This is a genomic window from Vibrio sp. V33_P6A3T137, assembly GCF_009904835.1.
Lineage (GTDB): Bacteria > Pseudomonadota > Gammaproteobacteria > Enterobacterales > Vibrionaceae > Vibrio > Vibrio metschnikovii.
This window is the reverse complement of sequence record NZ_WXWK01000011.1, coordinates 20588-35993: the sequence shown is the minus strand read 5'-3', so window position 1 is coordinate 35993 and position 15406 is coordinate 20588. Positions and strand designations below refer to the sequence as shown.

The window sequence follows — 15406 nt, the reverse complement described above, 5'->3', positions numbered from 1 at the left end:
GTCTGATTATGCTTGGTGCAGACAGCTTGAATATTGTTTTAGCCATCGCGGAATCTGGCATTATTGAAACCGCCGTCAATGATCTATTAGCACGCTCACAAATGATGATGGTTGAAAATGATGGTATTCGTGCCTCGGTAAAAAATCATTTAGCGAAGTGGCATAGTCAAGTTAAGCAACAGATTACTCAAGTCACAGAGAGTGAGCACTTTCAAACTGAAATGGCACTTTACCAACAAGTGATTCATTGGGATGAAGAAACCTTTTTTAGCAAACTACCGGAACTGATCAAGCAATTAGAAGGGGTGTCACCTTTTTATCTGAAAGCTCGTCAATTAATGGAAGACAACAACGCACTGAAGAATCCGATGTTTGCCCATTTTTTCTGTGACCAATGGTACAAAGCTTTAAGCGAAGAGATTAAACAAGCGCAGATTATTGAGCTTGAAGCGAGTAAAGAACAGGCTTATGCCGAGTTGTACCAGCGGATGGAAACGTTGCGTAATATGGATGATGTCGCTCAAGCTGGGGATGAAAATCACGTTGGACGTTTATGGGATATGGCGGCCGCTAAGTTAAGCCGAACCGATCTAAGCGTCATGAAGCGTCACGCTGACTTCCTCAAAAAACATAAAGGGCTACAAGAAATCGCTGAGCAACTTGGACGAATGGCCAGTCAAATTGATGATCCTTCGCTCAATCCAATGCTAAATGAACATCCCGAGGTGGTGGAAGAGAAATCTGATCAAGCGACCGATGATATTGTTGGCATTCACCCTAGTGATGATCTCAATAAGTTACTGCCGAATGAAATTCTTTTCTTGAGTCATCCAGAACTCGAAGTGATCTTCTATAAGCATCTAATAGATAAGCGCTTAATGAACTATCGTATGCAAGGTAAGTCACGCACGCTGCGTAAGGTTCGTGCTCAATCTACCGAGCATGCACAGTTAGAATTAGAAAAGGGGCCGTTTATTATTGCCATTGATGCATCAGGCTCAATGAAAGGTTTTCCTGAGCAGTGTGCCAAAGCGATGGCTTACGCTTTGATGCAAATTGCGTTAGCCGAAGATCGTGATTGTTTTGTGATGCTGTTTTCAACGCAAGCGATTGTCTATGAGCTCACGCGGCAAGATGGTCTGCGTGAAGCGAGTGATTTTTTAAGTTATACCTTTCATGGCGGGACTGATCTGCAGCCAGCGTTAGAAAAAGCGATCAGCTTAATGCAAGGTGAGCGATACAAAAATGCCGATCTGATGGTAATTTCAGACTTTATTGCTCCCAAGCAGAACGAATCGATTTTGCAGCAGGTCGAGGATTTAAAACGTAGCCGCAACCGCTTCCATGCGTTAACCTTGTCTCGTCATGGTAATCCCGAACTGATGACCATGTTTGATCACTGTTGGCATTACCATCCTAACTTATTGGGTAGACTGGTGAAGAAATGGTAGTCTTCAACGTTTGCTGTTAAGGATCTGTTGAATACGTGGGTTGAGCGTTTTCCCGTGTTGTTGCTCATACTCTTCCCGTTTGAGATCATTAACGTTTTTCACTGAATGGGACGGCAGTAAATTATTAGGCAATTCAGTGACTAATTTCCCCTTTTCTTCAAGCCTTTTCGCTTCCAAATAATATTTCTTAAACAGTTGATCTAACTTGGCTTCCGCCACTCGTTTTAAGTCATACAGCTTGTTTTGAACTAACCATTTCTCAATGTTATTCTCCGGTTCGCGAGAGAGTACGCGGATCCGGCTATCCAGTAGCTCTTCGGCAGTAAGGGCATCACGCAGTACCCAAAGCTCGCCCATTTGTGGTGGCCAGCTATTGCCCAACTGAATACGTTCATGACAATGTTTAAGTACTCGATTGAGACTATTAGGGTCAATCGATTCAGCGAAATCAACAAATTTCCCTGTAGGCAAACTGCCATACTGATATTCCCATTGAGTTTCATAAACACTCAAGAACGAGCCAAAAACATGTAAGCACCAGTCGGAAGGCTCCTCAGGATGAACACTATCGGCCACGATGGGCTCAGAAGGTGGGCTTTTTTCCTTTTTGGATAAGCTGCTGTCGGAAGCGCTCAGATGGGCTAAGCTTTGGTTTATACCCATTCCCCGTAGTTTGCTCTCGATTTCCTGAATGTTCAGAGGTTTTCGCTTGCTGTCTTTCATTGAGTTTCTCGTTGGTCAACCAATACTGGAGTTTGTTTTCTAATCGGGCGACAGTTAATAGCTCACTGGCTTTGGATTTGTGCCAGAGAACAAATTTTTTCCACACTAATAGATGATCATTATTAATGCCAGAGAATTTAAAAGCCCGCTCTGCCCACATAGGGATTTCACTCTCATCCAAATCATGAGTCGCAATCGCGTTTCCTTGCAGTAAATTAGACGAGTTATTGCGATATTGTAACGCTTGCTTTGGCAGATTAGGAAAGTTTTCCTGTGGTGCAGGTGCAGGTGCAGGTGCAGGTGCAGGTGATTTCATCGCTATAGGGTGGTGCTCTTGATCACTGATTCGCATCTGGAAAATATGCAGTTCATGACCATGATGATAGTCTACTTTGATTTTTTCAAGCCGTTGCTGCTCACACAAAGAACGTAAACATTCGGCCAAACCAAAGGTAGATAAGCAGCAGAGCGGGCCCATATGTTCTAAGTTAACCGTCACATAGCCCATATCATCGGTGCTATCGGCAAGCATTAATAACACCAGTTTTTCCGCTGCGCTTGCACAGTTGAGTTGCCAGGCTAGATGGGTATATTTTGCGCTCACTTATCTCGCTCCGACTTTATGTAATATTAAAAGGAAGCGTTATTGTATGTCAGTCGCATAGGGAGTTGTAGGCTTGAGAGTAATTAAATTCATTTACACAATAGCGATACGCTAAAGAAATGAATTGGCCCCATTGTAGGTAGGGGCCATAGTATTAACCATCGTCGTTCAAGCGTCGATTAAAGCAGCGCAAGTAAGGTTTCTGCTTTACTGGCTTCGAATGTTTTCGCTTCTTCAACATTGAGGGTGGTGACCACACCATCTTCAATGATCATGGCATAGCGTTGTGAGCGAATGCCACCAAAGCCAGCAGTATCCATTTCAAGGCCCAGAGCTTTGGTAAAACTGGCATCACCATCGGCAAGCATTAACAGTTCAGAGGCATTTTGCGCTTCGCCCCATGCTTTCATTACAAATGCATCATTAACCGCAACACAGGCAATCAGGTCAACGCCTTTCGCTTTGAAAGTATCGGCATGAACCACGTAACCAGGTAAGTGGGCTTCTGAACAGGTTGGGGTAAATGCACCTGGAACAGCAAATAAAACCACTTTTTTGCCCGCAAACAATTCTTGAACATTATGATTAACCATACCATCTGCGGTCAGTTGGCTGAGTGTTGCCGCAGGTAAAGATTGTCCTTGCTTGATCATCTTGGTTCCTTAATCGTGAGTTGTCCCTGCGGTTTGAAAATCAAATCGCCTGAGGGAAGAGATTACTCATCCAGTGTAACTCTAAATACGATGACCAACCACCGACAAACTGTAGGGAAATCATGATGAGTTAATGGCGTTATTATGGTTGCTACCACTTGTTATCGATGCCCCCCAGTTTAGGGCTGATATTTCATTCTGATAACGTGATTGAAACGGAGTGATAAGCACGGACAATTGGCGCGGCTTTTTCAGGGTGACTTTTTTCAACACGCTGATAATGGCTAAGTAACTTAGTTAAATATCCTTGAGCTTGCTGATATTCGGCGAGGGTCTTGACTTGCCAGAGTGAGTCGCCCACTAGACTGATCGTTGGTGCGTTATTATCAGTAGAAGATGGGGCCGCGATATACAGCACTTCATAATAACGGCGGTTGTCTTCGACAAGGCTTTCATGATACAGCTGGCAGGACAACTGACGTAACTGTTGTCTTAAGCGATAGGTGTGATAAACCGGACAAAGTATAAAATCGATCGATTGGTTTGGATGAGTCGTGATGATTTTGTCCACCAACTCCGCGGTTAAATCACCACCGACACCCGCGATGATCACTAAATGACGACCATGATAGTTATCAAGCGGCAACCTTGCTACATCGATGCAGTCGGCGCTCCACAGAGTTTGATTAGGGTAGTGGCGAGAAAGGCGCTGGCGTAACACGTCAATCAGCTCGGGGACAATATCAACAAAATGAATGCAGCTCGCCGCTTGGCGCGTTAATAGCGCTTGTCCCAGCCAACCATGATCACAGCAGCAATCCCAAATATGATCATAAGGCTGGGTAATCAGTTGCTCAATGTGTTGTAGGCGTTGGCTTAGCTTCATGGAAAATAACGATTAGTCAATTAAGGAAGCGGATTATACTCAACTTAACTCGCGAGCCATAATTCTAGATGCAAAACCAATACACATAGTAATAAGGAGAAGATAATGTTAACCATCCATGGTTTGGATCATGTGGTATTACGCACGACTCAGTTAGATAAAATGCTCTATTTTTATGGCACCGTGCTTGGTTGTCCGATAGAACGCACTTTACCAGATGAAGTGGGATTGATTCAGCTACGAGCTGGCTCAGCTTTAATTGATATCGTTACTGTTGATAGTGAGCTGGGTAAATTAGGGGGTAAAGCGCCGCAACAAGATGGCCGAAATGTTGAGCATATTTGTTTACAAGTCTCTCCACTCGAAGAGGCGGCTTTATTAGCGTTTCTTGATCAGCACGAGATTCCTCATTCTGATTTTGACACTCGTTATGGCGCACAAGGTTTTGGGCGTTCGATTTATATTGAAGATCCAGAAGGCAACGTGATTGAATTGAAAGCCTTTCAACCGTAACTGTCTATTTTCACGGGTTGAGAACTTAATCTTTACATCTTGTAACAACTGGTTATAGTAAGCAACGCGTTGAAATGAGAGAGGAATGCCATGCTGGCTCTGTTTTTGAAATGCTTACTGGGCGCAGTAGCGGTGTTGATTATTGCTCTTCTCTCGAAGAGTAAAAGTTTTTTTATTGCTGGTTTAGTGCCACTGTTTCCGACTTTCGCTTTGATTGCGCATTATATTATTGGCTCTGAGCGCACCATGGCTGACCTGCGTTTAACCGCCTTATTTGGCCTCTATTCCTTGATCCCTTATGCCGCCTATCTATTAGCGATTTATTATTTTAGCTATCACTTCTCTTTGCTTTGGACATTGAGTTTATCGACTTTGATTTGGCTAGCTTTCGCTGGGGTGTTGATTGTGAGCTGGAGCCGTTTTCATCCAAGCATGGCCGTGTGATAGGCGGTGTTATCTGTGAAGTGGGAGTCAGTATGTGCACTCGAATAATAAGCTTTAACCTAGTGGTGATTACCCTAATTGCTTTGTGCTCCATGTTAGTGGGAAGCTTTTTTTCCTTGCCGTTAAGCGAGTTATTTATCGCGGCTATCGTGGTGGTGCTATTGCGTAAGCAAGCGCAGATAACATTGAATTTACCAAAAAGTCTGTTGATGTTTGTGCAGGTGATATTGGGGATCAGTGTTGGGGCGACGATTTCGCTGATTGAGTTAGGGCAAACCCTGAATGTCTCGGTAGTGGCTGGATTAATGGTCTGTCTACTGTTACAGACGGGGGGCGGTTTTTGGTGGCTACATAAACGGGAAGGTTGGCACCCGTTTGAAGCATTATTGGGCGCCATTCCCGGTGCGATGGCGGCGATTCTGGTGATCAGTGAGTCGGGGAGTAAGCCATCGAGTAAAGTGGTTTATGCTCATTCAATTCGCTTAATTATTTTAATCTTATTGGCAGGGATTATTTCTCTTAACGGCCTCCGTATCGCGGTCAGTTATCCGTTGATGGGCGGGGAACAATGGTTCATGTTAGGGGCTATTGTTGGCCTAAGTATGCTTTGTGGCAAACTCTCGATAAAGCTGGGCATTCCCGCTCCCTATATGTTGGCCTCATTACTGATCGCTGCTGCCTTTAATAGTTTCGCCCCTACATTTTCTTTTGCGGTGCCGATCAATTTGGTGCTATTTGCTACCGCTTTACTGGGAGTATTAATTGGCGTTCGTTTGGCGGAAACGACATTGCGTGAAGCGGCTTCATACTCTAAAGCTGGGGTAATAGTAACCATGATCGGTTTAATGGTTGCGGTGGGCGTGTCATGGATTGCCGCCCATGTATTGGGTATGAGTTGGTTAGTGTTACTGTTATCTTGGGTGCCCGGCAGTGTTGAAGCGATGACCGCGGTGGCGTTATTACTTGGTTTAGAACCCGCTTTTGTGATGGCCAACCATGCCATTCGCTTACTGCTTTTATACACCATGCCAGCACTGTTTAAGAAGCAGTTAGAGCAGTTACGCCCTTCTGAACAGTAAAATAAATTCATCGTATAAAAAAACCACCGCGTAAGGCGGTGGCTTCAATCATGTTTGTCTGTATGAAGGGGGCTTAACCAGCGGCCCGCTGGCTACGGTCTGCCTCTGTCTTAGTGGCTAAATATTGTGTTACTTGTTCAACACAGGTCACATCGTGATCGATACCTAATTTAGTACGACGCCAGAAGATATCATCCGCTTGCTGTGCATACTCATTTTCAATCAAATAATCGACTTCGATTTGATACAAGTCATCACTAAACTGAAGACCTAAATCCGCTTGGTTTTGCACGCCATCAAGCATGGTATTACAGCGCGTACCATAGTTAGTGACCCAGCGCTCTAAGATGGCTTGATTTATAAATGGCAGTTGTTGTTGCAGTTTGGCCAGTAGCTTATCGCGTGCAAAGGCTTCCCCGCCCGGTAAAGCAGATTGTGCTGTCCAACTTGGTTTCATCTGTGGGAAGAAGGGCGCAAGCTGTTTCATCGCTGATTCGGCCAATTTACGATAGGTAGTCAGCTTACCACCAAAAATCGACAGCAGTGGAGCTTCATCACCGTGTTGGTCGAGAGATAAGGTGTAATCACGAGTAATCGCTTGTGGTGAGTCTGATTCATCATCACATAAAGGCCGCACACCGCTAAACTCAGAGACGATATCACTGACAGCAATCTCTTTCGCAAAATGCTTATTGACGATATCAATCAGGTACTGACGCTCTTCTGCTGAAATCGTGACTTGTCTTGGATCGCCTTTATACTCAACGTCTGTGGTGCCGATCATTGAATACTTACCCAAATAAGGGATAACAAATACGATACGCTTATCTTCATTTTGCAAGATATAAGACTGCGGCTCATCGTGAATTTTTGGCACAATGATGTGTGAGCCTTTGATAAGACGAATGCCATAGGGCGAATCGATTTGGATATTGTTATCTAAAAATTGCTTAACCCAAGGTCCGGTAGCATTGACTAAGGCATGGCTTTTACGCACAAAACGGGTTTGTGTTCGCTCATCAAAGAGCGTAACAGACCAGATATCATGTTCACGAGTGGCTTTTTCTACTCGGCAATAATTGATCACTTCCGATCCGAGCTCTTTAGCTTGCATCGCATTCAGTATCACTAATCGAGCGTCGTCTACCCAACAATCAGAATATTCAAAACCGACCGACATTTCAGGTTTCATTACGCTGCCTGCCTGCAAGGCGATTTTTTTACTCCCCGGCAGTGAAGTGCGTTTGCCTAAATTGTCATACAGGAATAGACCCGCACGAATCATCCATGCCGGGCGAAGAAACGGGCGATGAGGAAGACGAAAACGCATCGGCGTGACAATGTGCGGTGCTTTTTTAAGTAAGACTTCGCGTTCAGCTAATGCTTCACTCACTAAACGAAACTCATAATGTTCGAGATAACGTAGGCCACCGTGGATTAGCTTTGAGCTGGCTGACGAGGTAGCGCTGGCAAAATCTTGTGCTTCATAGAGCCCGACTTTTAAACCACGCCCAGCGGCGTCGGCGGCGATGCCGGCACCATTAATGCCGCCACCCACCACGATAATATCTAACACTTGGTGTTCGTTAAATTGCGTTGAACTGTGCTGTTGTTTCATTTTGATGGCCTTTGTGTTCGTTTTTGTCTTTTAATGTTCGTATGAAACCATTAAATGGTCAAGATTGGCAGTTGTTACGTGTGATTTTTTGATATGGATCATGTTTAATGCGCGTTTGAAGGTTTTTTTGGTAATTGAACGCTCTATTGCGTGTTTATTTATATTAATGATAGGAGAAACGGCTCATTAGATGAGTATAGGCTATGTCGATAACGACGAAATAAAAGAAACCAGGAGGGATGACAACAGGTTATTAGGGATGGTCTATAGGTGAAGCGAAATAACGTGAGTGTTAGAAAATAAAAAAGCTCGCGATTACGGTTAGATAACGGCGAGCTAGGTATCAATGGTTATTGAACTATTTAACAAACACGTCTTTAAAATCACGTTTTAAAATAGGATCACGACGGGCTTTTTTGATTTGTTTGACCATGTCTTTAACACAGTTATGTAAGACTTGATCGAGCAATTCTGCGCGGTACTCTTCTTTGTCTTGCTCACTCATGTCTTTAGGTAATTTTAGTGTCGGAAACTCTTCCATTACATTGACGCCGGCAAACGCTTGGCTTACTGAGATCAGTGCATGGAACTGCTCAAAGTTATCAAGAATGTTTTGCGCACTAGCAGGAAGGCTATTCCATGCTTCTCTAACGACCTCTTCTGAGACTTCATGAATCGAAGCCACCATGTTGTACATTTGCTCGGGTACTTGGTCAAATTCAATCACCTGACGCAGTTCAGGGGATACGGTATCCAAATTAACGATCGGTGCTTCAGTTTGAGTCGTGTCTGACATGAAAAATTTCTCATCAAGGAAAAACCTCATGCTAAAAAGTTACGCTGAAATGTCAACCTAAACGTATCAATAAAGCGCTAAACGCGGAGATTTTGTTCGTATCATCAGCATGACTAGCAGTCGGTAAAGGTTGATACTGAGCTTTTCTGCTAAAAATTAGACTAAAAGCCAGATCGTTATTGAATTCATGACAAAAAAAAGACTCTCACGACAGCGACCTAGAAAAGGAGTCAGCCGCGTCGTAAGAGTCATATTGGTTGTGTTAAGCCAAGATTAGTTCTGTTGGCGAATCAAGTAATCAAAAGCGCCTAAGCTGGCTTTAGCTCCTTCGCCCATCGCAATGATGATTTGTTTATAAGGGACCGTTGTTGCATCACCAGCAGCAAATACCCCCTCAAGGCTGGTTTCACCACGACTACCGATTTCAATTTCACCACGCGGTGATAAGTTAACCGCTGAATCTTTCAGCCATTCAGTGTTCGGTACTAAACCGATTTGCACAAAGATCCCCGACAATTCAATGTGTTTAATTTCATCAGTATGACGATCTTTGTAGTTCAATCCGGTCACTCGGGTACCGTCACCGATCACTTCAGTGGTTTGTGCCATCGTGATGATATCAACGTTTGGCAATGAATTCGCTTTATTAATCAATACTTGGTCAGCGCGCAAAGTATCAGCAAACTCCAGTACCGTAACGTGCTCAACGATGCCCGCTAAGTCAATCGCTGCTTCAATACCTGAGTTACCACCACCGATCACTGCGGTTCTTTTGCCTTTAAATAATGGGCCATCACAGTGTGGGCAGTAAGCCACGCCTTTATTGCGATATTCTTGCTCTCCTGGTACGTTCATTTCACGCCAGCGAGCACCTGGGCTTAAAATCACGCTGCGACTTTTAAGGCTAGCACCGCTTTGTAAACCGACATGAATACGTCCATCATCGGTAAATTCTGCGCCCATTAATTTATCGACTTGCTGTTCAGTAATAATATCAACGCCGTACTCTTTTAAATGCTCAGTCAAATTAGCAGTAAGCTTCGGACCTTCAGTATGTTTGACCGAGATAAAGTTTTCGATAGCCATGGTATCCATTACTTGACCACCAAGACGCTGAGCAACAATACCGGTGCGAATGCCTTTACGAGCCGCGTAAATCGCTGCTGCTGCACCAGCTGGACCACCGCCAACAACCAATACGTCGTAAGGGGCTTTCTCATTGAGGCTGGCCGCTGCTTTTTCGGCGGCGCCATCGTCTAACTTATGCAGTATTTCAGTTAGGCTCATGCGCCCTTGGCCAAACAGCTCACCGTTTACGAATACGCTTGGCACCGCCATAATGTCGCGCTGTTTGACTTCATCTTGGAATAGAGCGCCATCGATCATCGTGGTGCGAATATCAGGATTAATTGCCGACATCATATTGAACGCCTGCACGACATCGGGGCAGTTTTGGCAAGACAGTGAAATAAAAATCTCTACGTCTAATTTTTTGTCTAACTGGGCAATTTGCTCAATGACTTCTGGCTCCAGTTTCATTGGATGGCCGCCAGAGTGAAGCAGGGCAAGAACTAAAGAAGTAAATTCATGGCCCATAGGCACACCAGCAAAACTTAATTGGGTTGCTTTCTCTGGGTTACTGACCGTCATGATAGGCTTACGCGCACTGGCATTATCGTCACGCTCGACCGAAACTAATGGGCTGAGTTCAGCAATTTCATTAGCCAGAGCTAGAATGTCTTGCGCCGCTTTACTTTCATCGAGGCTGACCACTAAACGGACGTCTTGTTTCAGATTACTGAGATATTGTTTTAATTGTTGTTTAATCGCTTGGTCTAACATAGAAACACCTTGTCGAATACGTTGAAAAAAATGGCCACTCTGGATGAATATTGTCAAGAGAGAGCAAGCTAGGCATTTAGGTCGTCAGAGTAAAACACCCAGCCTGCTCTTAATCGATTAACGTCTGTGCTTGCGGATGTGGTTTAACGCCACAGGTTCGCTATCAGCGTTAATTAGAATTAGATTTTGCCTACAAGGTCTAAAGATGGCGCTAGCGTTTCTTCACCTTCTTTCCATTTTGCAGGGCACACTTCACCTGGGTGAGAAGCTACATACTGAGCCGCCTTGATCTTACGCATTAGGTCTTGTGCATCACGGCCAATGCCTTCAGCGGTGATTTCTATCGCTTGGATAACACCTTCTGGATCGATAACGAAAGTCGCGCGGTCTGCTAGGCCTTGACCTTCACGCATTACACCGAAGTTATTGGTGATGTTGCCAGTTTGGTCACCGACCATGTAGTAGTTGATTTTGCCGATCGTGTCAGAACTGTCGTGCCATGCTTTGTGAGTGAAATGAGTGTCAGTAGAAACTGAGAACACTTCAACGCCGCGTTTTTGTAACTCTTCATAGTGATCAGCAAGGTCACCAAGTTCGGTTGGACAAACAAACGTGAAGTCAGCTGGATAGAAGAAGAACACGGCCCATTTACCGAGAACGTCTTTTTCTGTGATTTCTACGAATTCACCGTTTTTGTATGCAGTTGCGCTAAATGGTTTGATTTGAGTGTTAATCATTCTTTACTTTCCTTTTCTGTAAGTTTTTGATTTCGCAATGTGTTGCGCTCGGTAAGTATATTCCCACTTTGAGTTGATAAAGGAAAATTGCTTGTGTCTATCCTATTGATAGGTGAAAGCTATTTAATGAAAGAGACGTTATCCAGATATGTTTAAAAAATACAAACCAATACAAAAAGTTGCTGTATTTATCAGTCACTAAAATTACACTGGATGCATATTATAAGGATGAGAGGTAAGGATTATTTATGCGTAACACAATAGGTCTTTTATTGGTCGGTGGATTGGTTGCTGGACCAGTAGTGGCAACAGAATCGACAGAAGGGCAAACCAGTTTTTCGAGTCGTATTATTGGTGGAAAACCAGCACAAAAAGATCAATGGCCTTTTATGACTGCGTTGATAAGAGGTCAAGTGAGCAGCAGTAATCAAACGAACGATAGTTATCAAGGACAATTTTGTGGGGCGAGTTACTTAGGTGATGGGTGGGTGTTGACCGCTGCCCACTGTGTGGAGAGAATCAATTTTAATGATTTCCATGTGCATATTGGTGTGCATGATCTGCTTAAAGCGAGCATTGAAGGTGAAGGTGCCGAGATTAAAGCAGTTTATGTGAATGAAAACTATGCTGATCCTAGTGATTACAGCAATGATATTGCTTTGATTGAGTTAAGGTCGAAACCTAATGCTGACGCAGTAGCACTAAAAACAACTGAAGGAGATCTGTCGGAAGGGCAAACTTTAACAGTCATGGGCTGGGGCAATACTGTGCCTGATCGCAATACGAAACCTAATTATCCGTGGATACTTAACCAGGTCGATTTGCCTTATGTACCGAGAGCAACTTGCCAAAATATTGGTGGTGATTATAGCGATATTGGTGATGATGCCATTTGTGCTGGATTTAGTGAGGGCGGTAAAGATTCTTGTCAAGGTGACAGTGGTGGGCCATTAGTGAGAATCCTTAATGGCGTCACAGAGCAGGTTGGTGTGGTGAGTTGGGGAGATGGCTGTGCTCAGCCAAACGCCTATGGGGTTTATGCTAATGTTGCTTATTTTCAAGATTGGATCGCCGAGATAAAAGAATCGGGTATCAGTTATACTCAATATACTTATCGTAAAGTGACTCAACCAACCGTAGAAGAAGAGCTTGTTATAGAGAATACCTCTGATACGGCATTATCTATTCTTGATATAGAACTTGAGCCTGATTCCAAGCTCACCATAACAACCAATACTTGTATTGATGCGACTTTGGAGCCTTCTAATCGTTGTAGTATTCGTCTCACATCAACCTCAAAAAAACTGTTTACTCAACCGGATGATATTCGCGAGGTACAACAGTTAGTGGTGACGACTGACCGCTTGAATGATGAATTATCGCTTTTCTTGGTGTTTGAACGTGATAAACCAGCCTTGCCTTCTTCTTCCGGCTCAGGCGGCAGTATCGGTTGGTCTTTATTTGGGTTAGGCTTACTCGGTTGGTTACGTTTTCGTAAAGGAGTGAGATTGTGATAAGAGTCGTATTCAGTACATTATTAGTATTCATATTGAGCGCTTGCAGCGGCGCTGAGAGTGCAGCAACTGACCCAGTGGTTGGAGATAAAATTCCTCTACTGAGTTATCAAGTCAACCCCAATCATATCGCCTTTGAAGCGCTAGGTAATGGATGCAGTCAAGCGGATCATTTTGCGCTACAAATCGATTCAATTCATCGACAAGCAGCAACGGTATCAGTGATACGCGTTAAACAAGATATGTGTCGCCGTATGCCGATGTGGGAATCGTTCACGCTTGCTTTACCTAAAGAGCTCCAAGGTAAAACCCTTTCTGTGACCAACCCCCAAGGGCAGGCAGATAGTAAAGGTTAATAATCACAACGTGTTTATGGTTTGTGAGATAAACCCGCGGCGCAGTGCCTAGTTATGGCTGCGCCGTTTTTAGTCGTCACGCATTAGGTCATCGACGAGCGATAGTGCCTGCCATTCAGAACACCCTAAATCGTTAACTAGACGATTCAACGTTAATCGAGCCACTATTGAAGAGGATCATTCGGTACAAAAGTTAAGCCCGATACTGACTCTTTCTCCTTTCTTTTTATCTGATTCTTCAACAAATAATGATATCAGTGCTAATTTTTAAGCTTTTCTACCCTTTATTGGTCGATAATACTTGAAATGTCCCATTAACTTTTGATTTACTCTGCGGCAGCATTACCAAGCTGAATGCAATTGACTTGGTGATATATGCTGAGCTGATGGACAATAGCCACCATTTGTCTATTGAGATATCCACTCAGCTCATTGCAATAACTCAGCTTACTCTCTTTCTACTTACTGTGATGGAAGCGTAAAACATGGCTATTTTTCCTCATATATAGTGATGATTGAGGTCGATATAGAGTGTTTCGCTAAGTAGTTTGAGCATGGCAATGATTAATGGATGACATAAGGATAGAGAAATCAATGAGTGAAATCGCGGATAAGGAATCAACGCAAGGCCGTGGTGTACTGCGTTTTATTGCCCTTGCGGGACAGAAAATCCCAGACCCTATTGTGATATTTATGGTGCTATTTGCTGTCTGCTTACTCCTCACTGGGGTGATGAACGGTGTACAGTTTGTAACCATAGGAGCGGATGGCGCGAGCACCACGCACAGCATTAAAAATATGCTGGCAACCGAGCACGTGCGTTGGGTGTTTGATAATGCATTATTGCAAAACTGGCTAGCCTTTGGTGGCGGTGTATTGGGTGTCATTCTGATCGTCATGATTGGTGTCGGCATTGCCGAGCATTCCGGTTTATTGAGCACCGTAATCAAACGAGTAGGCACTAAAATCAGTGATCGTTGGTTACCTCTGCTACTGGTCTTTTTAGGGATCATGAGTTCGATCGCCAGTGATGCTGGTTATTTAGTCTTAATTCCTTTAGCTGGTATGCTTTACGCTGGTTTAGGTAAAAACCCACTAATCGGTATGAGCGCGGCATTTGCGGGTGTTTCTGCCGGCTTTAGTGCCAACTTGATCCCAGCTACGCCTTCAGACGTGATCATCGGCGTTAATGCCCGAGTCTTTGCTGAGGCGCAAGGTGTGCCGTTTGTGAATGCGGCGGGAGAGGCGCTTAATCCTGCAACAATGCATTATTATTTTATTTTTGTTTCCACCATTTTGCTTGCCGTTGTTGGTGCTTGGGTGACGAAACGTTTCGTTACTCCACGCTTAGAAAAGATGAGTTATCAGCTTCCCGAAGACTTGAATTTAGATGACTTTAAAGTCACTGAGAAAGAGCAAAAGGGATTACGCGCTGCAGGAGTGGGTTTAATTCTTGCGCTATTAATGGTGTGGGGACTGATTGTTGGTCCATTAGCAACCTATACCGATGCCTCTGGCCGTGAAGTGACGCCGTACCTGAATAATGTCATTTTATTGATTGCCTTAGTTTTCACCATTATTGGTGTGTTTTTCGGTGTCGCGAGCGGTAAATTCAAGAAAGTGCAAGACGTTGTACAAGCGATGGTTAAGCAGATGAACACCATGGGCTATATCTTAGTCTTGACCTTTTTCTGCTATAACTTCTTGGCTTTACTTAGCTATTCCGGTCTTGGCACTTATATTACCTATCTGGGTGCGACTTTCTTGCAATCTCTTGGGCTGCAAAAATTCCCGATCTTATTGATTGTTGGTTTCTTGCTGACCACTGCGGTGATTAACCTCTTTGTGGGTGGTCTAACTTCGAAATGGATGCTATTAGGCCCTATTTTTGTGCCAATGCTCTATCAAGTAAACCCGAATATGACGCCAGATTTAGTGGCTGCTGCTTATCGTGTTGCGGATTCATCAACCAATATCATTACGCCGATGATGAGTTATGCTGGGGTTATTTTAGCCTTTATGCGTAAGTACAAACCGGAGCTATCGTTTGGTGATGTGATTGCGATGATGATCCCTTATTCTGTTGCCTTCTTAGTTTCTTGGACAGTATTACTGATTGGTTTCTTCACACTTGGATTACCGTTAGGTTTCTAAAGGTGGTGCTGTTTTGCTGGAAAGCCCGATTGCATA

General features: G+C 44.0%; 15 protein-coding genes. 7 read left to right on the top strand and 8 right to left on the bottom strand.

Features of this window, described 5'->3' with window-relative positions; translation table 11 throughout:
- Window positions 1–8: 8 nt before the first annotated feature.
- Window positions 9–1451, top strand: coding sequence for an ATPase RavA stimulator ViaA (gene viaA / locus CAG60_RS01055; RefSeq protein ID WP_161438071.1), 1443 nt, complete (start codon window positions 9–11; stop codon window positions 1449–1451).
- A 3-nt stretch (window positions 1452–1454) separates the two neighbouring features.
- Here viaA and CAG60_RS01050 read toward each other — a convergent pair whose 3' ends face one another.
- The 4 genes from CAG60_RS01050 to CAG60_RS01035 all read right to left on the bottom strand — a co-directional run bounded on the left by CAG60_RS01050 (window position 1455) and on the right by CAG60_RS01035 (window position 4317).
- Window positions 1455–2114, bottom strand: coding sequence for a hypothetical protein (locus CAG60_RS01050; RefSeq protein ID WP_040905069.1), 660 nt, complete (start codon window positions 2112–2114; stop codon window positions 1455–1457).
- A complete protein-coding gene (locus CAG60_RS01045) occupies window positions 2035–2778 on the bottom strand; it encodes a hypothetical protein (protein WP_161438070.1) in 744 nt (247 codons plus the stop codon). Before CAG60_RS01045 ends, CAG60_RS01050 begins: the two co-directional genes overlap by 80 nt.
- 179 nt (window positions 2779–2957) lie before the next feature.
- Window positions 2958–3431, bottom strand: coding sequence for a peroxiredoxin (locus CAG60_RS01040; protein WP_154171140.1), 474 nt, complete (start codon window positions 3429–3431; stop codon window positions 2958–2960).
- A 193-nt stretch (window positions 3432–3624) separates the two neighbouring features.
- Complete coding sequence (locus CAG60_RS01035; protein ID WP_161438069.1) at window positions 3625–4317, bottom strand: tRNA (adenine(22)-N(1))-methyltransferase; 693 nt, start codon at window positions 4315–4317, stop codon at window positions 3625–3627.
- A gap of 105 nt (window positions 4318–4422) precedes the next feature.
- On the opposite strand from CAG60_RS01035, the gene CAG60_RS01030 reads away from it, so the two are divergent.
- The 3 genes from CAG60_RS01030 (at window position 4423) to CAG60_RS01020 (ending at window position 6353) form a co-directional block, all read left to right on the top strand.
- Complete coding sequence (locus CAG60_RS01030; RefSeq protein WP_161438068.1) at window positions 4423–4830, top strand: VOC family protein; 408 nt, start codon at window positions 4423–4425, stop codon at window positions 4828–4830.
- A gap of 90 nt (window positions 4831–4920) precedes the next feature.
- Window positions 4921–5274 (top strand): GlpM family protein, encoded by a 354-nt coding sequence (locus tag CAG60_RS01025; protein WP_158145020.1) that lies wholly within the window; start codon window positions 4921–4923, stop codon window positions 5272–5274.
- Window positions 5275–5306: 32 nt separating this feature from the next.
- On the top strand, window positions 5307–6353 hold the full coding sequence (locus CAG60_RS01020) for an AbrB family transcriptional regulator (RefSeq protein WP_161438067.1): 1047 nt from the start codon (window positions 5307–5309) through the stop codon (window positions 6351–6353).
- A gap of 73 nt (window positions 6354–6426) precedes the next feature.
- On the opposite strand, the gene glpD is transcribed toward CAG60_RS01020, so the two are convergent.
- From glpD to ahpC, 4 genes are all read right to left on the bottom strand, one after another.
- Window positions 6427–7971 carry a glycerol-3-phosphate dehydrogenase gene (gene glpD / locus CAG60_RS01015; RefSeq protein ID WP_161438066.1) on the bottom strand — a complete coding sequence of 515 codons (1545 nt, stop codon included), beginning with the start codon at window positions 7969–7971 and terminating at the stop codon, window positions 6427–6429.
- A gap of 358 nt (window positions 7972–8329) precedes the next feature.
- Entirely contained in the window at window positions 8330–8767 is a 438-nt protein-coding gene (locus CAG60_RS01010; RefSeq protein ID WP_004396583.1) for a DUF3069 domain-containing protein, read from the bottom strand.
- Between the two features lie 273 nt (window positions 8768–9040).
- The gene (gene ahpF / locus CAG60_RS01005; protein ID WP_161438065.1) at window positions 9041–10609 is read right to left on the bottom strand and encodes an alkyl hydroperoxide reductase subunit F; all 1569 of its coding nucleotides are present in this window, start codon (window positions 10607–10609) and stop codon (window positions 9041–9043) included.
- 179 nt (window positions 10610–10788) lie between these two features.
- The gene (gene ahpC, locus CAG60_RS01000) at window positions 10789–11346 is read right to left on the bottom strand and encodes an alkyl hydroperoxide reductase subunit C (protein WP_161438064.1); all 558 of its coding nucleotides are present in this window, start codon (window positions 11344–11346) and stop codon (window positions 10789–10791) included.
- 248 nt (window positions 11347–11594) lie between these two features.
- On the opposite strand from ahpC, the gene CAG60_RS00995 reads away from it, so the two are divergent.
- The 3 genes from CAG60_RS00995 (at window position 11595) to CAG60_RS00985 (ending at window position 15370) form a co-directional block, all read left to right on the top strand.
- A complete protein-coding gene (locus CAG60_RS00995) occupies window positions 11595–12860 on the top strand; it encodes a S1 family peptidase (RefSeq protein WP_161438063.1) in 1266 nt (421 codons plus the stop codon).
- Window positions 12857–13216: a hypothetical protein gene (locus CAG60_RS00990; protein ID WP_050782746.1), complete on the top strand. Its 360-nt coding sequence runs from the start codon at window positions 12857–12859 to the stop codon at window positions 13214–13216. Before CAG60_RS00995 ends, CAG60_RS00990 begins: the two co-directional genes overlap by 4 nt.
- A 594-nt stretch (window positions 13217–13810) precedes the next feature.
- Entirely contained in the window at window positions 13811–15370 is a 1560-nt protein-coding gene (locus CAG60_RS00985; protein WP_161438062.1) for an AbgT family transporter, read from the top strand.
- Window positions 15371–15406 lie beyond the last annotated feature (36 nt).